Consider the following 21640-nt stretch of genomic DNA (forward strand, 5'->3'; position numbering starts at 1 on the left):
TTCCGTCAGAAGAGTTTCAGCCGTGTCTTGGGTTCCTGGGTTGCGACTGCCGGATCCTTGACCCCCGGGTCATCGGGTGGTCGGCCAAAGAAGGGTTCGACGACAACCGCCTCCTTAATCGGCTCGTTCGACCGGGCCGGTTCTGCCGCAGGTACGTCAGTCTTCGCCGGCTTGGCTGGCGTGTCTGCGTTGATCACCAGCTCTTCACCTTCCACCGGCTTCGGGGATGGTATTTCGACGGCCGGTTTCGGCTCTGCCGGCGCGTCGGCGTTCAAGACCGGCGGCAGGGACGCCAGTGCCTTTTCGCCTTCTGACACGCTGCCTTCCTCGATCGGTCCGGCGAGCTGGTCGAAGGGCGTCTTCCACTCAAACGCGTCGAGACGGCCGGTGACCGGCGAGATCGGCATCCAGCGCTCAGAGACATGGCCGTCGGCCACCCAGGCCGGATCGCGCGGTGCCTTCAGCGCCTGGCCCATCCAGTGGCGTATACGGCCCTGATCCCCGGTTTCGGCTTCCTCGATGTCGGCCAGCAGCAGATAGACGCGCTCGCGCGAGGCGATCCGGGCTGCAGCTTCCGCCTTGGCGCGGGCCTTCTTGAAGTCCTGCGCATCGAGCGCCGCTTCCGCGACAGCCAGCAGGGATTCGTAGTTGTTCGGCTTCAGGGCTTCCAGCTTTTCCGCCTTCTTCAGGCGATCCACCGCGCTGTCGCCGCTTCTGGCTCTCACATAGGAGCGGGCGACTTCCGGATGCGGGTCGATTCTCCATACCTGTTCGAGCGTGCTCGAGGCCTTGCGCAGGTTGTCTTCGCGCGTGTAAGCCTTCGCGGCGACAATCGCGGCCGGGACCAGATCCTTGGCCAGCTTCAGCGCCTTCAGGGCGCTGTCGCGAGCACCGGCCGGATCGGCCTCCAGCTGGTCTTCGGCTTTTGCCGTCAGCAGCACGGCCTTCAGACGCTCTGCCTCGTGACGCTCCAGGACATGGGCAATCTTCTGCTGGTCGAGCAGGCGGATCGCATCATCCCAGTGCCCGGCGCGGCAGCGATATTCGAGCGTCGCCTTGGCCGCCCAGGGCAGGTAGGGTGCCGCTTCGGCCGCCTGCTCGGCATATTGCCGGGCGGCCTCATGGGCCCCCAGACGGTTTGCCTCGACATAGAGACCGCGCAGGCCGAGTTCGCGGGTTTCGGGATCCTCCGACATTTCCTGGAACAGCCGGCGTGCCTCATCATAGCGTCCTTCGATCAGGGCTGCCTGGGCGTCGAGGACGCGTATCAGGGGCTCCTGGTCGGCGCGGATGAGACTGCGAGCACGGGCGCTCATGCGCCTTGCGAGAAGGGCGTTGCCGGCGCCGGCGGCGATCAGACCGGTCGAAAGCGCCTGATAGCCACGGTCACGCTTGCGGGCGCGGAAGAAGCGGCGGACCGAATGGGGAGATGTCCAGAGGGCGCGCAGCATCCACCACAGCAGCATGATCACGGCGACGAGCGCGACGAGGGCTGTTACAGTGACCATCAGGTCCGTCTGGTACTGCTGTCCCTCCCAGATCAGCGAGATCTCGCCCGGGCGTTCGGCGATCCAGGAAAAGCCGAAAGCCAGCGCCAGGATGAGGCCGAAGAAAAAGAGGATCTTGAGGATCGTGGTCATGCATCAGCCTCCGTTGCCAGCGACAGTCTGAGACAGGGCAGCAGATACGCTGTCTTCCGCCTCAATTCTGCTCTTCAGCCTGGTCGCGAAATCGGACGATGCTTGCTTGCCCATCTCGGGCAGCGTTTCCCATTCGAGTGACGCACCCTTCAGGTCGCCATTTTGCAGTTTGTTTTCGATCCGGGCGACGATGGCTTCCGGCGTCTCACCTTCAACATTTCCCACAGGCCGCACCTTGACCAGCGAGCGGGCACTCGCCAGCAGGCGATCGATCCAGCCTTCGCCCGTGGCGGGCTGATTGATGGCCGCGAGTATATCCTCTGCAACCTGATTGAAGCCGCGAGCGAGATCCGAGCGAGAGGGCACACCGGCGCTTGCAAGCGGGGTCAGCGTTGCGATGGCCGGGTCTTCGGGCGAAACGCTTTTCAGCGCATCGAGCTCGGAGAGGAAGGGGCCACCGCGATCGATTGCCGTCTTCAGGCCGGCAAGCGCAATTGCGCGCGCCATTTCGACATCGCTGCGGGGTTCTTCCAGCTTGCGTTCGGCTTCCGTCAGGCGTGTCGCGCTCTGGTCGAGGGCCTGCTTGTTGCTGGCGATTTCGGCACGCAGCGATTCGATTGCCTGTTCGGCGGCGACAAGCTGTGTTTTCAGAGCTTCTACGGCTGCAGCGTCGGCAGCAGGCGTCGCGCCGGCATTCGCCACACTGGTTTCCAGTGCCGCAATGCGCTCGGCAAGAGCAGGATCGGCTGCGGGGGTTGCGGGCTGGGCCGCGAGCCGGGCCACCTCGGCCTTGAGGGCGCCGAGTTCTGCAGTGTCGATTGCAGGGGCCTCGACCCTCTGTTCCGGTCCAAGGCCCGGCACGATCCCGGCATACTGCATGCTGCCGGCAAGGGCGAGGGCCACGAGCCCGCCGAAAATGCCGGAGGCGACCAGGGTCGAGGTCGCGGGCGATTGGCGCACCGGCTCTCGCGCCGGCGGTGTCTCTGTCTTCGGCGTGGTGTCGACGCCCGGGTCTTTCTCGTCGGCCGGCGTGCTTGCTGCGGAGGTCTCGGATGCCGGTGTCCAGGGATCAACTGGCGTATCGGTCGAGGTGGTGCCTGCCCCCGTGGCTTCTGCGGCCCCACCGTCGAAGGCAGACGACGGGGCGGTGGCATCGATATCGGCTTGCGCGCCGGTCTCGGCATTCGCGCCATCCTTCGGGGCCGCGGTTTCCTCGGCGGTCAGGTCGATTGTCACCGGCTCATCGGGGGCTTTCGATCGACGGGGTGGCTTTCCGGAAACCATGGCAACCTCTTCATTTCGCGCGTGTGGCTAAACCTAGTCAGTCCTCGTGGCGAAGGAAAGGCCTGAGGTTCCATTTCACGCGGCACTGCATCAAAGCAGAAGAAGGAGCAGATCCTCGCGAGGTTCCATCGGCCAGCGGGCTCGCGGTTGAAATTCTTTGGGAAGCGCCTTTGCGATCTTCTCGCTGAGGCACAGGAAACGCGCCTCAGACCAATTCAAGGATGCCTGCGTCTCTTCGAAAATCTCGCCGATCCGCAGCGCCGTCTCCGAGGAATAGGCCAGAATGGCTTCGGGCATCGGCGTGAGCTTCCGGGCGAGTTCAGTATCGTCATGGGCGGTCGGAACCATGTGGTAACACGCCCGCACATCTACGATGCGGCCTGCGTCGGCCAAGGTCGTTTCGAACTCGGGTGAACGTGGTGTGCCGGTGAGATAAAGGATCGGCGCACCTGGATTTTGGTCGGTTTTTGCAATCAGCAGCCTGGCGAGGGAACGACCATCGCCATCGGCGATCGAAACATCCTGGAAACCTGCTTCTCTTGCTGCGCGGGCCGTGGCGCGGCCGACGGCGAAGAGGGGCAGAGCGAGGAAGGGATGTCGCGCGTCGTCGGGCAGTGTTTGTAGCACGCGCATTGCCTCGGCGCTGGTCACGGCTAAGGCAGTCGCACCGGGCAGGGGGGGCGAGGTCAGGACTTTCGGCTGCTGAACCGCCTGCATCAGCGGCAGCAGGATCGGCTCATGGCCACGACGCTCAAGTTCGGCAGCGGTTCTGGCCGACGCCGGTTCAGGGCGCGTCACCAGAACGCGCATCGCCTCAACTCCAGCTGTCGAAGAAGTCGCTGCCGGCCTTGCTGCGCACCGTGCCACCGGCCCGCGCACCAAGCACTGCGGCTTCCGTGCGGCTGCCTTCGATCTCGACATCGTGCCAGCGGCTGCCATCGGGTGTCAGGATCATGCCGGCAAAGCGGATCGCGTCTCCATCGACCGTTGCATGACCCGCGATCGGGGTCCGGCAGGAGCCGTCGAGGGCGCCGAGGAAGGCCCGTTCGCAGCTGACGGCATCGAAGGTGTCGCGGTCGTTGATCGCCTCTAGCAGGTCGTTGACCCTGCTGTCGCCGATGCGGCTTTCGATGCAGATTGCGCCTTGCGCCGGTGCCGGTGGGAAGTCGGCGGGTTCGAGCAGTTCGGTTGGAACATCGGGCTTTCCGAGACGACGGAGCCCTGCATAAGCAAGGAGGGTCGCATCGACTTCGCCGTCGGCAAGCTTGCGAAGGCGGGTATCGACCAGGCCGCGGAAGGTAATGACGTTGATATCCGGGCGGATGCGGCGGATCAGTGCCTGACGGCGCAGCGACGAGGAACCGACGGTTGCTCCCTCGGGGAGTTCCTTCAGCGTCGGGGCCGTGCGGCCAACCACGGCGTCACGGACATCCTCGCGCGGAAGATAGGCCGAAAGAAACAGGCCTTCCGGCAGCTTCGTCGGCATATCCTTGGACGAATGGACCGCAAAATCCAGATCGCCGGACAGAAGCTGGGCTTCCAGTTCTTCGGTGAAAAGCCCCTTGCCGCCGATCTCCGAGAGGGGCCTGTCGGTGATGCGATCACCTTTCGTCGACAGGACGACTATCTCGAACATGTCCTCAGGCAGGTCATGGGCGATCATCAGCCTTGCGCGTGTCTCTGAAGCCTGGGCGAGAGCGAGCGGGCTGCCACGCGTGCCGATGCGGAAAGGTTTTGTTTGCATCCGAACTTGTCCGTTGTTACCGACAGATTTCGTAGACCGGTTTCTCGGCGACCGCAATCAATGAACAGGTTCCATGACATCCAAACTGCGCATCCTCGGCATCGAAACGAGCTGTGACGAGACGGCAGCCGCTGTCGTCACGCGGCTTGAGGATGGCTCGGCTGTCACCGAAGCGGATGTCGTCTTGAGTCAGCTCAACGAGCACAGCGCCTATGGCGGCGTGGTGCCGGAGATTGCAGCGCGCGCCCATGTGGATGCGCTGGACACGCTGATCGAGGAAGCCCTGACCCGGGCAGGCATCACGCTTGCCGAGGTGGATGCCATTGCTGCCACTTCCGGTCCCGGCCTGATCGGCGGCTTGCTGGTGGGCCTCATGACCGGCAAGGCGATTGCGCGGGCCACCGGCAAACCGCTCTATGCCGTCAATCATCTCGAAGGTCATGCGCTGACAGCGCGGCTGACGGATGGTGTTGCCTTTCCCTATCTGATGCTGCTCGTTTCGGGCGGTCACACGCAGCTCGTTCTGGTCAAGGGGGTCGGAGACTACGAGCGCTGGGGCACCACGATCGACGATGCGCTGGGTGAGGCCTTCGACAAGACAGCCAAGCTGCTTGGGCTTCCCTATCCGGGTGGGCCCGCCGTCGAGCAGGCGGCGGCCACGGGCAATCCCAAGCGTTTTGCCTTTCCCCGCCCATTGGTCGGCGAGGCGCGTCTCGACTTTTCGTTTTCGGGCTTGAAGACCGCCGTGCGCCAGGCTGCAGAGGGCATTGCGCCCGTCACCGAGCAGGACATCGCCGACATCTGCGCCTCCTTCCAGCATGCCATCTCGCGCACGCTGAAGGATCGCATCGGCCGTGGTCTCCAGCGGTTCAAAGAGACGTTTCCCGATGTCGCCGAGCCTGCGCTGGTCGTTGCCGGTGGCGTCGCGGCCAACAAGGAAGTGCGCCAGACGCTCGATACGCTCTGCGCCGAGCATCGCTTCCGCTTCGTCGCGCCGCCGCATCATCTGTGTACCGACAATGCCGTGATGATTGCCTGGGCAGGGCTTGAGCGCATGGCGCTCGGCATGCCCTCGGATGATCTGACCGTCGCCCCCCGGTCGCGCTGGCCGCTGGATCAGGATGCCAAGGCTTTGCTTGCTTACGGCAAGCGCGGAGCCAAGGCATGAGCGGGATGCAGCGTATCGCCGTCAGCGGCGCCGGTGCTTTCGGCACCGCACTCGCCGCCGTGATCGCCCAGACCGGGAAGGCGGAGGTGGTTCTGATTGGCCGTGATGCCTCGGTGATGGCGGATCTTGCGGCCAGTCGGGTGCATGAGGCCGCGCTCCCCGGTATCCGCCTGCCGGACACGCTCACCTTTTCGTCCAGGCCGGCGGATCTCGCCGGCGCTGATATCGTGCTCTTTGCCATGCCGTCCCAGGCGCAGATCGCGGCGGCGGAAACCTATGGGCCGTATCTGAAGCCGGGTGCGCCCGTCGTCATTTGCGCGAAGGGCATCGAGAAGCAGACCTCGCGTCTTCTGACGGATGTGCTTGAAAGCGCGCTGCCGGGCCATGCAATCGCCATGCTCTCGGGTCCCGGTTTCGCGGCGGATATCGCCAAGGGCCTGCCGACGGCGATGGCGATCGCAGCGGAGGACCTTGTGCTTGCCGAGCAACTGGCCAAGGCAATTTCCGGCCAGACCTTTCGTCTTTATGCGTCGGACGACCGGATCGGCGTGCAGCTCGGGGGTGCCTTGAAGAACGTACTCGCCATTGCCTGCGGGATCGTCGAGGGCATGGGCCTCGGCGATTCGGCGCGGGCGGCGCTCATTGCGCGCGGGCTTGCCGAGATGTCGCGGCTTGTGGATGCCATGGGTGGACGCGGGGATACGGTGCGGGGCTTGTCGGGTCTCGGCGACCTCGTGCTGACGGCGACCAGCCACCAGTCCCGCAATCTCCGTTTCGGTATCGCGCTCGGCAAGGGCGAGCCGATCGGCACGCAGCAGGGATCGCTCGTTGAAGGGGCCGTTGCGGCTGCGGTTGCTGCAAGACTGGCGGAAGGCTACGAGATCGAAATGCCGATCACAGAGGCCGTTGCTGCGATCATCGATGGCAGGCTGGACATCCCGACCGCCATCACCCAACTGATGTCACGACCGATCACCACCGAATAAGAGATCCCCTAGGAGAGAGAAGATGCTGTTTGCCGTCATCTGCGCCGACAAGCCAGGCCACCTGAACCTTCGCATGGAAACGCGTCCGCCGCATGTCGAATGGCTGAACGGGCTGAACGCCGCCGGCCAGCTGAAGATCGCCGGCCCCTTCCTCGATGGCGACGGCAAGCCCTGCGGTTCGATGTTGCTGATTGCTGCCGACGATATCGACGCTGCCAAGGCGCTGGCAGCGCAGGATCCCTATGCCAAGGCGGGCCTGTTCGAAACGGTCGAGATCAAGCCCTATAACTGGGTCTTCAACAATCCCGAGGCGTAAAGACAATGGCATTCTGGCTCTACAAGTCCGAACCCTTCAAATGGTCCTGGGAAATGCAGAAGGCCAAGGGCGATGTCGGTGAAGAATGGACCGGCGTGCGCAACTATCTCGCCCGCAACAACATGCGGGCGATGAAGATCGGCGACAAGGGCTTCTTCTATCACTCGAACGAGGGACTGGAAGTGGTCGGGATCGTCGAGGTCTGTGCGCTGTCGCATCCGGATTCGACCGCCGAGGGCGATGCCTGCTGGGACTGCGTCGACATCCGAGCGGTGTGCGACATGCCGAAGCCGGTGAGCCTGAAGGACATCAAGGCAAACGAAAAGCTTGCCAAGATGTCGTTGGTCACCTCCATGCGGCTCTCCGTCCAGCCGGTGACCGAAGACGAATATTTCGAGGTCTGCCGCATGGGCGGCCTTTACAATCCGCCCGTTTGATCCGCCCGTGAAGACCGATCCGGACCGCTTCATCCTCGAAAACACCAGCGTGCTCTCGCCGCCGCATGTGCCGGAGATCCAGCTGCATCTCGCAAGCGAGGTGCATGATCTCTGGCTGAAAACCGAAGAGGATCTGGAAGCGATCGGTCTGCCACCGCCGTTCTGGGCCTTTGCCTGGGCGGGCGGGCAGGGGCTGGCGCGCTACATTCTCGACCATCCGGAAACGGTTCGGGGAAAACGGGTGCTCGATTTTGCCAGCGGTTCAGGGATGGTGGCTATTGCCGCCGCCATGTCGGGGGCGCAAGCGGTGCTCGCTGCCGACATCGACCCCTGGGCGAAATGTGCGGTGCGGCTGAATGCCGCTCTTAATGGCGTGAACATCGACTTTACCGGTGACGACCTCATCGGCCGATCGGTCGATGTCGACGTGATCCTTGCAGGTGACGTCTTCTATGAGAGCGATTTCGCCAAGGCGCTGGTTGCCTGGTTCAGCGCAACCGCGAAGGAAGGCTGCCTCGTCTTGGTCGGCGATCCCGGCCGAAGCTATCGCCCGACCGAGCATCTGGAACCGCTCGCGACCTATCAGGTGGCGGTCACACGGGTGCTGGAAGACAGCGAAGTGAAGAAGACAACGGTCTGGAAATTTCTCTAGAACCGTTCATTTCCAAATGGAATCAGTTCTGTTGGCTGAAACGGAGTCGGATGGCCGCCCGGCTGGCGCGCGTCGTAGCCATAGCATACGGCCAAGCCAGCCGGGCGATCAGGCAGCCCGTTCCAGCCAACCCGGAGGGCCGGGCATCTTTCCGCCGGGATCAGCGGCGATCGTCTCGCCCATAGCTCAGGGTATGCGCTGCGCCGATCGTCGCTGCCCCAACAAAAATCTGCTCCGGCAGAACTGCTTCCATTGGGAAATGGACGGCTCTAGTTCTTCGGCCGGATGACACAGACGCCGGCTTCGAAGGAGCAGGCTTCTTTCTGGTTTTCTTCTGAAATTTCAATGATCTTGGCCTTGGGTGCACGGTATGCGAGGACCTTTGGCCGCGTGTTGCGCTCGATCGCCAGATAGACCCCGTTGCCCTTGATGCGGACACCGGAAATGTTGCCGGTGAAGGTACCGATGCCAGGGATGACCGAAGGCAGGCCATTGCCGCCGATCACCGCTTCGCCACGGCCGTGGTGGAAGTACCCACCGCCCTCGTATCGTTCGCCAGCGACTGCGAAAGTCGTGAAAGAGGTAAGTGCAAGGGTCGCGGCCGTCAGAACAGAACCATACTTTAGCATGCGGCAGCCTCCGGAGGACGGTTAACAAGTCGTTAACGCAGCATGCCTCATTCGCTTGCTAAAGTCATCCAGTTCCACGCTTTTTTCGTAATGGAAACTGCGGTTCCGCGTGGCGCTAAAGTTCTATTCACGCGAATCGATTAAATTGAAATCGTCAAGCGAATGTGCTTGTCGTCCGGGTTTTCGAGGATTAAACGTCCCCCTGATGCAATGCACCACAAACGTTATGACGCATTGCGAAATTGATGTCCGAACTGTCGGACCGCATCGAGACGCCGCGAGGTTTAGATGGCGAATGTGACAAAAAACCGGCCCCTGTCGCCGCATCTGCAAATCTACAAGCCGATCCCTACCATGGTCATGTCGATCCTCCACCGTATCACGGGCGGGGCGCTCTATTTCGGCACGATCTTGGTCGCCTGGTGGCTGGTCGCAGCATCGACGGGTGCCGAATACTTCGAATGGGTCAATTGGTTCATGGGCACCTTCATCGGTCGCCTGATCCTGTTCGGCTACACCTGGGCGCTGATCCACCACATGCTCGGCGGACTTCGCCACCTGATGTGGGATGTCGGCTACGGCTTCGAGAAACACTTCTCGACCAAGCTTGCCAAGGCCAACATCATCGCATCCGTCGTCCTGACGATCCTCGTCTGGGTCGTTGCCTACATCATTCGCACCTGAGGCACCATTCCATGGATATGCGTACTCCGCTCGGCAAGGTCCGCGGTCTCGGCTCGGCCAAGGAAGGCACCGAGCATTTCTGGCGCCAGCGCGTCACCGCGGTCGCAAACATTCCGCTCATTCTGTTCTTCGTTGGCTTCCTGGTGATGTACAACGGCGCGCCTTACGCCGAAGTGGTTGGCGCATTGTCGCACCCGCTCGTTGCCGTCGTCATGGGCCTGGTCGTGCTTTCGGCCCTGATCCATATGAAGCTCGGCATGCAGGTGATCATCGAGGACTATGTCCATGCCGAAATCGCCAAGCTGCTTCTTCTGATGCTGAACACGTTCTTTGCAATTCTGATCGGTGGCCTCTGTCTTTTCGCCATCTTGAAGATCGCATTCGTAGGGTAAATCAACATGGCAACCATTCACAACTTCGCCCAGACCGGCAAAGCCTATACCTATGTTGACCATTCCTACGACGTCGTGGTCGTCGGTGCCGGTGGCGCCGGCCTACGCGCGACGCTCGGTATGGCCGAACAGGGCTTCAAGACGGCCTGCATCACCAAGGTCTTCCCGACCCGTTCGCATACGGTTGCGGCCCAGGGCGGTATTGCCGCTTCGCTCAACAACATGACGCCCGATTGCTGGCAGTGGCACCTCTATGACACCGTCAAGGGGTCCGACTGGCTCGGCGACGTCGATGCCATGCAGTATCTCGCCATGGAAGCGCCGAAGGCGGTCTATGAGCTCGAACATTACGGCGTTCCCTTCTCGCGCAACGAGGAAGGCAAGATCTACCAGCGCCCGTTCGGCGGTCACATGCAGAACTATGGCGAAGGCCCGCCGGTCCAGCGCACCTGTGCTGCTGCCGACCGTACCGGCCACGCCATCCTGCACACGCTCTACGGCCAGTCGCTGCGCAACAACGCGGAATTCTTCATCGAATATTTCGCGCTTGACCTGATCATGTCGGACGATGGCAGCCGCTGCACCGGCGTCGTCGCCTGGAATCTCGATGACGGCACCATCCATCGCTTCTCTGCGAAGATGGTCGTGCTGGCGACGGGCGGCTACGGTCGCGCCTATTTCTCGGCAACTTCAGCGCATACCTGCACCGGTGACGGCGGCGGCATGATCGCCCGTGTGGGCCTTCCGCTGCAGGACATGGAATTCGTCCAGTTCCACCCGACGGGCATCTATGGCGCCGGCTGCCTGATCACCGAGGGTGCGCGCGGCGAAGGCGGTTATCTCGTCAACTCCGAAGGCGAGCGCTTCATGGAGCGCTATGCACCGTCGGCCAAGGACCTCGCCTCGCGCGACGTCGTCTCGCGCTGCATGACGATGGAAATCCGTGAAGGCCGCGGCGTCGGCAAGAACAAGGACCACATCTTCCTGCATCTGGATCACCTCGATCCGGCCGTCCTGCACGAGCGCCTGCCGGGCATCTCGGAATCGGCGAAGATCTTTGCCGGTGTCGACGTGACCCGCGAACCGATCCCGGTTCTGCCGACCGTTCACTACAACATGGGCGGCATTCCGACCAACTACTGGGGTGAAGTCCTGAACGCCGACTCGAGCAACCCGGAGCGCATCATCCCGGGTCTGATGGCCGTCGGCGAAGCCGGTTGCGCCTCGGTTCACGGTGCCAACCGTCTCGGCTCCAACTCGCTGATCGACCTCGTGGTCTTCGGTCGCGCTGCCGCGATCCGGGCTGCCGAGGTCATCAACAAGGCCGAGCCGATCCCGCACTTGAATGTTGCCGCCTGCGACAAGATCATGGACCGCTTTGACAAAACGCGTCACGCTTCGGGCCAGACCCCGACTGCCGTGCTGCGCGACAAGATGCAGCGCGCCATGCAGGAAGACGCGGCCGTCTTCCGCACGCAGGAATCGCTTGAAAGCGGCTGCCGCCGCCTGGATGCGATCTGGAAGGAGCTGCCTGACATCAAGGTCACCGACCGCTCGATGATCTGGAATTCCGACCTTGTGGAAACGCTCGAGCTGCACAACCTGATGGCCAATGCGATCACAACGGTCTATGGCGCCGAGGCCCGCAAGGAAAGCCGCGGTTCGCACGCCCGCGAGGACTACACCTCCGGCCCGTTCGCCGGCCGCGACGACGAGAACTGGCGCAAGCACACGCTCGCCTGGGTCTCCGAAGCGGGTGAGGTCAAGCTCGACTACCGCCCCGTCCATACCGAGCTCATCGCCGATGGCATCGATCCCAAGAAGATCGCGCCGAAGGCTCGCGTCTACTGATTTGAGGAACTCATCATGGTAGAACTCGCTCTCCCCAAGAATTCCCAGACCACCGAAGGCAAGGTCTGGCCGAAGCCGGCAGGCGCCAAGAATGTCCGCGAATACCGGATCTATCGCTGGAATCCAGATGACGGCGCCAATCCGCGGATTGATACATATTACATCGATGTCGATGACTGCGGTCCGATGGTTCTCGATGGTCTTCTCTACATCAAGAACAACATCGACCCGACGCTGACGCTGCGCCGCTCCTGTCGCGAAGGTATCTGCGGTTCCTGCGCGATGAACATCGACGGTACGAACACGCTCGCCTGCACCAAGGGCATGGAAGAGATCAACGGCACGGTAAAGGTTTATCCGCTGCCGCATATGCCTGTGGTCAAGGACCTTGTGCCCGACCTCACCAACTTTTACGCGCAGCATCGCTCGATCGAGCCGTGGCTGAAGACGGTATCGCCGACGCCGGCGAAGGAGTGGAAGCAGAGCCACGAAGACCGTCAGAAGCTCGACGGTCTCTACGAGTGCATTCTCTGCGCCTGCTGCTCGACCTCCTGTCCGAGCTACTGGTGGAATGGCGACCGTTATCTCGGCCCGGCCGTCCTCCTGCAGGCCTATCGCTGGCTGATCGACAGCCGTGACGAAGCGACCGGCGAACGCCTCGACAATCTCGAGGATCCGTTCCGTCTCTATCGCTGCCACACGATCATGAACTGCGCCCAGGCCTGCCCAAAGGGCTTGAACCCGGCCAAGGCCATCGCCGAAATCAAGAAAATGATGGTCGAACGCCGCGCCTGAGCCACAGCATCAAAAAGAATGAGAGGCCGCCCGGGAACCGTTTCGGGCGGCCTTAATTTATCCTCATAGTGCCGGCTATCGATCGAACGTGATATGGAACTTGATTAACCATATTCGCGTAACATATTTAAAACCCAGTTGTACGGCAGGTTGCGACGCAGATCGCGAGAGCGGGAGTATAATGATGAAATTCAGCCATGCAGTCACCGGAGCAGCCATTCTCCTGGCGCTTGCGGGGTGCCAGCGTACATCCTACAGCAACATGAATGCTGCCAATAGCGCCCTTCCGCCGCTGCAGGCCCAGCCGGTTCCCTCGGTGCAGTCCGGACAGCTTCCACCACCTGGCGCAACGGATCCGTCACAGTTTCCCGCTGCGCCGGCGACGGCGACAGTTGCTGCGGTCGGGACGCCTGCGGCGCCGACAACGGCGCTGGATGTCACCAAGGAATCGATGGTGGGCAATTGGCGCGTCCAGAGTGCGGGTACGAGCTGCGACATGTTCCTGACGCTGACCAATCTCGGCAGTGGCTCGCGCGGCGGTACGCGCGGTTGCGCCGGCGAACTGACGGCCATGGGTTCTTGGGAAGTCTCCGGCAAGCAGGTCGTCCTGAAGGACCGCAACGGCAACACAATCGGCAGCCTCTACAAGACTGCCGATGCGCGCTTCGACGGCAGCACCGCTTCCGGCCAGCCGGTCAGCCTCAGCCGCTGATTTTTCGTCATACCCTGCGGTGGCCCCCAGCGGGCCACCCTCCCGGCGGGACACCAATCCATGCAGCCAGTTCCTGACTACGGCTTGAGCGTCGCCGAGCAATTGCGCGCGATGACGGGAGCGGGGACTCTTCAGCCTGACCGATATCAGCTCGGTGTCGCCGAAAAACTTGACCGCATCCTGACCGAACTGAAGGCGCGTCGACCGGCCGCGAAGAAGAGCGCGCTTGGCTGGATGTTCGCACGGGCAAGGAAGCCGGAGATCCCGATCAAGGGTTTGTATATCCACGGCAGTGTCGGGCGCGGCAAGACCATGCTGATGGACCTCTTCTTCAAGCTCGCGCCTGTCGAGAAGAAGCGCCGCGCACATTTCCACGAGTTCATGGCCGATGTGCATGCGCGGATCCATGCGCATCGACAGAAGCTGAAGGCCGGCGAGACCAAGCAGGCCGATCCGGTCCCGCCGGTGGCCGCTGCTCTGCGGGACGAGGCGCAACTCCTGTGTTTCGACGAATTCACCGTGACCGACATTGCCGATGCGATGATCCTCGCGCGGCTGTTCACGGAGCTTTTCGCCCGTGGCTGCATCCTGGTCGCAACATCCAATGTTGAGCCAGACAACCTTTACAGGGATGGCCTCAACCGCGGTCTTTTCCTGCCTTTCGTGGATCTCCTGAAAGCCAATGTTCAGGTCTCGACACTCGATTCACCGACCGACTACCGGCTTGAGAAGATGGAGAGTCTTCCGGTCTATATAGCGCCGCTCGATGACGCCCCGAAGATGATGGACATCGCCTGGACACGGGTGACGGACGGCGCGGCTGAGGCGCCCGTCTCGATCGAGATGAAAGGCAGAGCCATCGACATCCCGCGAGCGGCAGGGCGGGCTGCGCGTTTCAATTTCCGCGACCTGTGCGAGCGTCCGCTCGGTGCGTCCGATTATCTCGCCATCGCAAAGAGGTTCGATGTCGTCTTCGTCGAAAACATCCCGCATCTCGGACCGGACAAGCGCAACGAGACCAAGCGCTTCATCATCCTGATCGACGCGCTTTATGACGCCAGCGTCAGGCTGTTCGCCTCAGCCGTCGCAATGCCGGAGGCGCTGCTGACCGAAAAGAAGGGCACAGAAGGCTTCGAGTTCGACAGAACAGTCTCGCGGCTTTTTGAAATGCGAAGTGCAGATTATCTCGAACTGCACCATGCAAAACGACAGAATCGTGACGGATCGGTGACATAATTTTTGACGTTTACGTAAGAATTTTATGTTCTAACCGATTGAATTTGATACACAGAAAATTATCGTTTGCGATTTAGAGCCTTTGGAGCTATGCGGTTTGTCCTCAAGGGCAGGCTAAAACTTGTCTCGACCTTGGTCGCGGATCCAAAAGGAAGTCTACAATGGCGCGCAAAAAGATCGCTCTTATCGGTTCTGGAATGATTGGTGGAACGCTGGCGCATCTCGCCAGTCTGAAGGAACTGGGCGACATCGTCCTGTTCGACATTGCTGACGGCATCCCGCAGGGCAAGGGTCTCGACATTGCCCAGTCCGGTCCTGTCGAAGGCTTCAATGCCAAGCTCTCCGGGGCAAGCGACTACGCTGCCATCGAAGGCGCTGACGTCTGCATCGTCACCGCCGGTGTCGCCCGCAAGCCGGGCATGAGCCGCGACGATCTGCTCGGCATCAACCTCAAGGTCATGGAACAGGTCGGCGCCGGCATCAAGAAGTATGCCCCGAACGCCTTCGTCATCTGCATCACCAACCCGCTCGACGCGATGGTCTGGGCCCTGCAGAAGTTCTCTGGCCTTCCGACCAACAAGGTCGTGGGTATGGCCGGCGTTCTCGACTCGGCCCGCTTCCGCCACTTCCTGTCGGCTGAGTTCAACGTTTCGGTCGAAGACGTCACCGCCTTCGTTCTCGGCGGTCATGGCGACACCATGGTGCCGCTCGCCCGTTACTCGACCATCGCCGGCATTCCCCTGACCGACCTCGTCAAGATGGGCTGGGTCACCAAGGAGCGCCTCGAAGAGATCATCCAGCGCACACGTGATGGCGGTGCCGAAATCGTGGGCCTGCTGAAGACCGGTTCTGCCTATTATGCGCCTGCTGCTTCGGCCATCGAAATGGCCGAGTCCTACCTCAAGGACAAGAAGCGCGTTCTCCCCTGCGCCGCCTACCTCAACGGCCAGTATGGCGTGAAGGACATGTATGTCGGCGTGCCCGTCATCATCGGTGAAGGTGGCGTAGAGCGCGTCATCGAGATCGACCTGAACAAGGCCGAGGAAGAAGCCTTCCAGAAGTCTGTCGGCGCCGTCGCCGGCCTCTGCGAAGCCTGCATCAATATCGCCCCGGCTCTCAAGTAAGCGCCTCAGGCCCAGAACAGGGACACGACGATGAACATTCATGAATACCAGGCCAAGGCCCTTCTGAAGGACTTCGGCGCGCCGGTCGCAAAGGGCGTGGCGATCCTCAAGGTCGAAGAAGCCGAAGCTGCCGCCAAGCAACTCCCCGGCCCGCTCTATGTGGTGAAGAGCCAGATCCATGCCGGCGGTCGCGGCAAGGGCAAGTTCAAGGAACTCGGCCCCGATGCCAAGGGCGGCGTTCGCCTTGCCAAGTCGATCGAGGAAGTCGTGGCACATGCCAAGGACATGCTCGGCAACACGCTGGTGACGGCCCAGACCGGCGAAGCCGGCAAGCAGGTCAACCGTCTCTATATCGAAGACGGCGCGGACATCGCCCGCGAACTCTATTGCTCGCTGCTCGTTGACCGCTCGGTCGGTCAGGTCGCCTTTGTCGTTTCGACAGAAGGTGGCATGGACATCGAAGCCGTGGCCCATGACACGCCCGAGAAGATCCACACGATCGCGATCAACCCGGAAACCGGCGTCACCGCTGCCGACGTTGCCAAGATCTCGGCTGCCCTGGAACTCTCCGGTGCTGCCGCAGAAGACGCGAAGTCGCTCTTCCCGATCCTCTACAAGGCCTTCTCCGAAAAGGACATGGCACTGCTCGAGATCAACCCGCTGATCGTCATGCAGGACGGTCATCTGCGCGTTCTCGACGCCAAGGTCTCCTTCGACGGCAATGCGCTGTTCCGCCACGACGACGTTCGCGCCCTGCGTGACGAGACGGAAGAAGACTCCAAGGAAATCGAAGCTTCCAAGTGGGACCTCGCCTATGTCGCCCTCGACGGCAATATCGGCTGCATGGTCAACGGTGCCGGCCTTGCCATGGCGACGATGGACATCATCAAGCTCTACGGCAAGGAGCCGGCAAACTTCTGCGACGTCGGCGGCGGCGCCGGCAAGGAGAAGGTCGCGGCAGCCTTCAAGATCATCACGGCCGACCCGAAGGTCGAGGGCATCCTCGTCAACATCTTCGGCGGCATCATGAAGTGCGACGTCATCGCGGAAGGCGTGATCGCCGCCGTGAAGGAAGTCGGCCTGAAGGTTCCGCTCGTCGTGCGCCTCGAAGGCACGAATGTCGAACTTGGCAAGAAGCTCCTGAACGAATCCGGCCTCGCGATCACCGCTGCCGACGATCTGGACGACGCTGCCAAGAAGATCGTCGCGGCGATCAACGGCTAATCTGAGGAACCTATTCGATGTCCATTCTTGTAAACAAGAACACCAAGGTCCTCGTTCAGGGCCTGACCGGCAAGACCGGTACCTTCCACACCGAACAGGCGCTTGCCTATTACGGCACGCAGATGGTCGGCGGCATCCATCCGAAGAAGGGTGGCGAAAACTGGACCGGCTCCAAGGGTGAAACCCTGCCGATCTTCGCGACCGTTGCCGAAGCCAAGGAAAAGACCGGTGCAGACGCATCCGTGATCTACGTTCCGCCGGCCGGTGCAGCCGACGCCATCATCGAGGCGATCGACGCCGAGATCCCGTTCATCACCTGCATCACCGAGGGTATCCCGGTCATGGACATGGTGCGGGTCAAGGCCAAGCTCGACAAGTCCAAGTCGCGTCTGCTGGGCCCGAACTGCCCGGGCATCCTGACGCCGGAAGAGTGCAAGATCGGCATCATGCCGGGCTCGATCTTCCGCAAGGGTTCGGTCGGTATCGTCTCGCGCTCGGGAACATTGACCTATGAAGCGGTGTTCCAGACCTCGAACGAAGGTCTCGGCCAGACGACCGCCGTCGGTATCGGTGGCGACCCGGTCAAGGGTACCGAATTCATCGACGTGCTCGAGATGTTCCTGGCCGACCCGGCCACGACCTCGATCATCATGATCGGCGAAATCGGTGGCTCGGCTGAAGAAGATGCAGCTCAGTTCCTGATCGACGAAGCCAAGAAGGGTCGCAAGAAGCCGATGGCCGGCTTTATCGCCGGTCGTACGGCGCCGAAGGGCCGCACCATGGGTCATGCCGGTGCTGTCGTTTCTGGTGGCAAGGGTGATGCCGAATCGAAGATCGCTGCCATGGAAGCCGCCGGCATCAAGGTTTCGCCTTCGCCGGCACGTCTGGGCAAGACCCTGGTCGAAGTCCTCAAGGGTTAACTAATGTTCCGGAGCCCACCTAACAATCTTTGCGACGCCGGACGGGATACTTCTGTCTGGTCGCAAATGCCCGTGGGTTCCGGAATTTCTAGCCCATGTGATCTGGAGATTGACGGATTCGATTTCTCCAACCTTGAGAAGCTGGGAACCGAAGGACGCATGCCTTTGGAAGCTGCTTTGCGTGTCGTTGCCGTATTGATCAGCTTAAAAAGAACAATCGATGACAACATGAATTTCTTTCATGTGTTCTCTAGCATCGATGGATTTCTGCTCAACAACGGATGGGTTCAGGGAACTGAATCTTCAGTCGCATTTCTTGAGCGTTCACGAATTGTGAATGAATTGGCGAAAAATGAGTACTTCAATTGGTCTGATTATGACGCGCTTCTCGAGAAGGTATCGGAACCTTCTGAGCGACCTCATTTTAGTTCGTTGCCACTAAAAGGTGACGTGGCGTCTATGGACGACTGTTATTGGAGCGGCGTTTACTCATCTCCCGCGTTGGGAAACACTTCAATTTACGTTTCTACCATCGACGGAAATTCTAAGTATATAGAGTTATATATAAGTTTTGACGACAAAGTCAGAGAGTATGCATGGGCCTTTATCAGTAGTTCATTTGTATGGAAGGTATCTCGAAATAGATACCATTCAAATTTTTATCGCAGTGGTTCCTTGTTCATCAATATTGAAGACAAGGTGGATGGACGAGATGGCTGGCAGGTGAGTTTGAACTGTCTAAGGACGGATGACCGAGTCCAGGAATTCTGCAGAAAATTTGATATTCGACGTGCATCTGTACAACTCAACCTCGAATACGAACATAGGTACATATGACCATGGGTAGGCAAGAAGCCAACGAGCAGTTTCTGATCACGTCCTTCCTCGACGGATCGAATGCGGCCTATATCGAACAGCTTTACGCACGCTATCAGGAAGACCCCTCCTCGGTCTCCGAAGAGTGGCGTGCCTTCTTCAAGGCGCTCGCCGACAATCCGGGTGACGTGAAGAAGGCAGCCTCGGGCGCCTCCTGGAAGCGCAAGAACTGGCCGATCGCCGAGGGCGGCGATCTCGTCAATGCGCTCGACGGCAACTGGGGCGTGGTCGAGAAGGCCATCGAAAAGAAGGTTCAGGCCAAGGCCGAAGCAACCGCCGCTTCGACCGGCAAGGCCGTGTCCGAAGCCGAAGTGTTGCAGGCAACGCGCGACAGCGTTCGCGCCATCATGATGATCCGCGCCTATCGCATGCGTGGTCACCTGCATGCCAAGCTTGACCCGCTCGGTCTGGCCGCCCCGGTCGAGGACTACAACGAGCTGTCTCCGTCTGCTTATGGCTTCACCGAAGCCGATTACGGCCGCAAGATCTTCATCGACAACGTGCTGGGTCTGGAATACGCCACGATCCCGCAGATGCTCGACATCCTGCAGCGCACCTATTGCTCGACCCTTGGCGTCGAGTTCATGCACATCTCCGATCCGGAAGAAAAGGCCTGGATTCAGGAACGCATAGAGGGTCCAGGCAAGGGCGTCGAATTCACGCCGAACGGCAAGAAGGCAATCCTTCAGAAGCTGATCGAGGCCGAGGGCTTCGAGCAGTTCATCGATGTGAAGTACAAGGGTACCAAGCGCTTCGGTCTCGATGGCGGTGAATCGCTGATCCCCGCGCTTGAGCAGATCATCAAGCGTGGTGGCCAGGAAGGCATGGAAGAGATCGTTCTCGGCATGGCCCATCGTGGCCGCCTGAACGTGCTCTCCCAGGTCATGGGCAAGCCGCATCGCGCCATCTTCCACGAGTTCAAGGGCGGTTCGTTCAAGCCCGACGAAGTCGAAGGTTCGGGCGACGTGAAGTATCACCTCGGCGCTTCCTCGGACCGCGAGTTCGACGGCAACAAGGTGCACCTGTCGCTGACGGCAAACCCGTCGCATCTCGAAATCGTCAACCCTGTCGTCATGGGCAAGGCCCGTGCGAAGCAGGACCAGCTCGCCAAGGTCTTCGACGGCGACATCATCCCGCTGAAGGAGCGCGCCAAGGTTCTGCCGCTGCTCCTGCATGGTGATGCGGCCTTCGCGGGACAGGGCGTCGTTGCCGAAATCCTCGGCCTGTCCGGCCTGCGCGGTCACCGCGTTGCCGGCACGATGCACTTCATCATCAACAACCAGATCGGCTTCACCACCAATCCGGCCTTCTCGCGCTCGTCGCCCTATCCGTCCGACGTCGCCAAGATGATCGAAGCGCCGATCTTCCACGTCAACGGTGACGATCCGGAAGCCGTCGTCTACGCGGCCAAGGTCGCGACCGAATACCGGATGAAGTTCCACAAGCCTGTCGTCGTCGACATGTTCTGCTATCGCCGCTTCGGTCACAACGAAGGCGACGAGCCGAGCTTCACCCAGCCGAAGATGTACAAGGAAATCCGCGCCCACAAGACGGTAGTCCAGCTCTATGGCGAGCGTCTGATCGCGGAAGGCCTGATCTCGGAAGGCGAACTCGAGAAGATGAAGGCCGACTGGCGTGCGCATCTCGAGCAGGAGTTCGAGGCAGGCCAGAGCTACAAGCCGAACAAGGCCGACTGGCTTGATGGTGCCTGGTCGGGTCTGCGCACCGCCGACAATGCCGACGAGCAGCGTCGCGGCAAGACCGCCGTGCCGATGAAGCAGCTGAAGGAAATCGGCCGCAAGCTGTCGACCATCCCCGATGGTTTCAAGGCGCACCGCACTATCCAGCGCTTCATGGAAAACCGTGCTCAGATGATCGAGACCGGTGAAGGCATCGACTGGGCGATGGGCGAAGCCCTCGCATTCGGTTCGCTCTGCCTCGACGGCCACAAGATCCGTCTGTCGGGCCAGGATTGCGAACGCGGCACCTTCTCGCAGCGTCACTCCGTTCTCTACGATCAGGAGACCGAGGAGCGCTACATTCCGCTCGCCAATCTCGCGCCGAACCAGGCCCGTTACGAAGTCATCAACTCGATGCTTTCGGAAGAAGCGGTGCTCGGCTTCGAATATGGCTATTCGCTGGCCCGTCCGAATGCGCTGACGCTCTGGGAAGCCCAGTTTGGTGACTTCGCCAACGGTGCACAGGTCGTCTTCGACCAGTTCATCTCGTCGGGTGAGCGCAAGTGGCTGCGTATGTCGGGTCTCGTCTGCCTTCTGCCGCATGGCTATGAAGGCCAGGGTCCCGAACATTCGTCTGCCCGCCTCGAGCGCTTCCTGCAGCTCTGTGCCGAAGACAACATGCAGGTCGCCAACGTCACGACGCCGGCGAACTACTTCCACATCCTGCGCCGTCAGGTGAAGCGCGACTTCCGCAAGCCGTTGATCATGATGACGCCCAAGTCGCTGCTGCGCCACAAGCGTGCAACGTCGAGCCTTGCCGAAATGGCCGGCGAAAGCTCGTTTCACCGTCTGCTGTGGGACGATGCCGAGGTCATCAAGGACGGCCCGATCAAGCTGCAGAAGGATGCGAAGATCCGTCGTGTCGTCATGTGCACGGGCAAGGTCTATTACGACCTGCTCGAAGAGCGTGAAAAGCGCGGCATCGACGACATCTACCTGCTGCGCATCGAACAGCTCTATCCGTTCCCGGCCAAGGCGCTCATCAACGAGCTCTCGCGCTTCCGCAATGCGGAGATGGTCTGGTGCCAGGAAGAGCCGAAGAACATGGGCGCCTGGTCGTTCATCGATCCGTATCTGGAATGGGTGCTTGCCCATATCGACGCCAAGTACCAGCGCGTGCGCTACACCGGTCGCCCGGCTGCCGCCTCGCCGGCAACGGGCCTGATGTCGAAGCACCTCGCCCAGCTCGAAGCCTTCCTCGAGGACGCACTGGGCGGTTGATCCGCCCAGT

General features: G+C 61.1%; 21 protein-coding genes. 16 read left to right on the forward strand and 5 right to left on the reverse strand.

Annotation, left to right across the window (positions count from 1 at the left end; translation table 11 throughout):
* Nucleotides 1-5 precede the first annotated feature (5 nt).
* From H6M51_RS07170 to hemC, 4 genes are all read right to left on the reverse strand, one after another.
* The gene (locus H6M51_RS07170) at nt 6-1640 is read right to left on the reverse strand and encodes a heme biosynthesis protein HemY (protein ID WP_210314738.1); all 1635 of its coding nucleotides are present in this window, start codon (nt 1638-1640) and stop codon (nt 6-8) included.
* A gap of 3 nt (nt 1641-1643) precedes the next feature.
* Nucleotides 1644-2924: a COG4223 family protein gene (locus H6M51_RS07175; protein WP_185809185.1), complete on the reverse strand. Its 1281-nt coding sequence runs from the start codon at nt 2922-2924 to the stop codon at nt 1644-1646.
* Between the two features lie 90 nt (nt 2925-3014).
* Complete coding sequence (locus H6M51_RS07180) at nt 3015-3734, reverse strand: uroporphyrinogen-III synthase (RefSeq protein WP_185809186.1); 720 nt, start codon at nt 3732-3734, stop codon at nt 3015-3017.
* Between the two features lie 4 nt (nt 3735-3738).
* A complete protein-coding gene (gene hemC, locus H6M51_RS07185; protein WP_185809187.1) occupies nt 3739-4668 on the reverse strand; it encodes a hydroxymethylbilane synthase in 930 nt (309 codons plus the stop codon).
* A gap of 73 nt (nt 4669-4741) precedes the next feature.
* Here hemC and tsaD point away from each other — a divergent pair, with 73 nt between their 5' ends.
* The 5 genes from tsaD to H6M51_RS07210 are packed head-to-tail and all read left to right on the forward strand — an operon-like array spanning nt 4742 to nt 8227.
* The gene (tsaD, locus tag H6M51_RS07190; protein ID WP_185809188.1) at nt 4742-5836 is read left to right on the forward strand and encodes a tRNA (adenosine(37)-N6)-threonylcarbamoyltransferase complex transferase subunit TsaD; all 1095 of its coding nucleotides are present in this window, start codon (nt 4742-4744) and stop codon (nt 5834-5836) included.
* On the forward strand, nt 5833-6822 hold the full coding sequence (locus H6M51_RS07195; RefSeq protein WP_185809189.1) for an NAD(P)H-dependent glycerol-3-phosphate dehydrogenase: 990 nt from the start codon (nt 5833-5835) through the stop codon (nt 6820-6822). The genes tsaD and H6M51_RS07195 overlap by 4 nt, the downstream gene beginning before the upstream one ends.
* 22 nt (nt 6823-6844) lie before the next feature.
* Nucleotides 6845-7138, forward strand: coding sequence for a YciI-like protein (locus tag H6M51_RS07200; RefSeq protein WP_185809190.1), 294 nt, complete (start codon nt 6845-6847; stop codon nt 7136-7138).
* A gap of 5 nt (nt 7139-7143) precedes the next feature.
* A complete protein-coding gene (locus H6M51_RS07205; RefSeq protein ID WP_185809191.1) occupies nt 7144-7575 on the forward strand; it encodes an EVE domain-containing protein in 432 nt (143 codons plus the stop codon).
* A gap of 7 nt (nt 7576-7582) precedes the next feature.
* Nucleotides 7583-8227: a methyltransferase gene (locus H6M51_RS07210; RefSeq protein ID WP_185809192.1), complete on the forward strand. Its 645-nt coding sequence runs from the start codon at nt 7583-7585 to the stop codon at nt 8225-8227.
* Nucleotides 8228-8496: 269 nt separating this feature from the next.
* On the opposite strand, the gene H6M51_RS07215 is transcribed toward H6M51_RS07210, so the two are convergent.
* Entirely contained in the window at nt 8497-8856 is a 360-nt protein-coding gene (locus H6M51_RS07215; protein WP_185809193.1) for a hypothetical protein, read from the reverse strand.
* 288 nt (nt 8857-9144) lie between these two features.
* On the opposite strand from H6M51_RS07215, the gene sdhC reads away from it, so the two are divergent.
* From sdhC to H6M51_RS07270, 11 genes are all read left to right on the forward strand, one after another.
* The gene (gene sdhC / locus H6M51_RS07220; protein WP_162548968.1) at nt 9145-9540 is read left to right on the forward strand and encodes a succinate dehydrogenase, cytochrome b556 subunit; all 396 of its coding nucleotides are present in this window, start codon (nt 9145-9147) and stop codon (nt 9538-9540) included.
* An 11-nt stretch (nt 9541-9551) separates the two neighbouring features.
* Nucleotides 9552-9932, forward strand: a complete 381-nt coding sequence (gene sdhD, locus H6M51_RS07225; RefSeq protein WP_162548967.1) for a succinate dehydrogenase, hydrophobic membrane anchor protein — start codon at nt 9552-9554, stop codon at nt 9930-9932.
* Nucleotides 9933-9938: 6 nt separating this feature from the next.
* Nucleotides 9939-11783 carry a succinate dehydrogenase flavoprotein subunit gene (sdhA, locus tag H6M51_RS07230; protein ID WP_185809194.1) on the forward strand — a complete coding sequence of 615 codons (1845 nt, stop codon included), beginning with the start codon at nt 9939-9941 and terminating at the stop codon, nt 11781-11783.
* A gap of 15 nt (nt 11784-11798) precedes the next feature.
* The gene (locus tag H6M51_RS07235) at nt 11799-12578 is read left to right on the forward strand and encodes a succinate dehydrogenase iron-sulfur subunit (protein ID WP_185809195.1); all 780 of its coding nucleotides are present in this window, start codon (nt 11799-11801) and stop codon (nt 12576-12578) included.
* Nucleotides 12579-12762: 184 nt separating this feature from the next.
* Nucleotides 12763-13290, forward strand: a complete 528-nt coding sequence (locus H6M51_RS07240) for a protease inhibitor Inh/omp19 family protein (RefSeq protein WP_185809196.1) — start codon at nt 12763-12765, stop codon at nt 13288-13290.
* Nucleotides 13291-13350: 60 nt separating this feature from the next.
* Nucleotides 13351-14526 carry a cell division protein ZapE gene (gene zapE / locus H6M51_RS07245; protein ID WP_185809197.1) on the forward strand — a complete coding sequence of 392 codons (1176 nt, stop codon included), beginning with the start codon at nt 13351-13353 and terminating at the stop codon, nt 14524-14526.
* Nucleotides 14527-14687: 161 nt separating this feature from the next.
* Nucleotides 14688-15650: a malate dehydrogenase gene (mdh, locus tag H6M51_RS07250; RefSeq protein ID WP_185809198.1), complete on the forward strand. Its 963-nt coding sequence runs from the start codon at nt 14688-14690 to the stop codon at nt 15648-15650.
* A gap of 30 nt (nt 15651-15680) precedes the next feature.
* Complete coding sequence (sucC, locus tag H6M51_RS07255) at nt 15681-16874, forward strand: ADP-forming succinate--CoA ligase subunit beta (protein ID WP_185809199.1); 1194 nt, start codon at nt 15681-15683, stop codon at nt 16872-16874.
* Between the two features lie 17 nt (nt 16875-16891).
* Nucleotides 16892-17794 carry a succinate--CoA ligase subunit alpha gene (gene sucD / locus H6M51_RS07260; RefSeq protein ID WP_113379200.1) on the forward strand — a complete coding sequence of 301 codons (903 nt, stop codon included), beginning with the start codon at nt 16892-16894 and terminating at the stop codon, nt 17792-17794.
* Nucleotides 17795-17797: 3 nt separating this feature from the next.
* A complete protein-coding gene (locus tag H6M51_RS07265) occupies nt 17798-18631 on the forward strand; it encodes a hypothetical protein (RefSeq protein WP_185809200.1) in 834 nt (277 codons plus the stop codon).
* 2 nt (nt 18632-18633) lie between these two features.
* Nucleotides 18634-21630: a 2-oxoglutarate dehydrogenase E1 component gene (locus H6M51_RS07270; protein WP_185809201.1), complete on the forward strand. Its 2997-nt coding sequence runs from the start codon at nt 18634-18636 to the stop codon at nt 21628-21630.
* Nucleotides 21631-21640: the final 10 nt, after the last annotated feature.

This window comes from Rhizobium sp. AQ_MP (assembly GCF_014237835.1).
Classification (GTDB): Bacteria; Pseudomonadota; Alphaproteobacteria; order Rhizobiales; family Rhizobiaceae; genus Allorhizobium.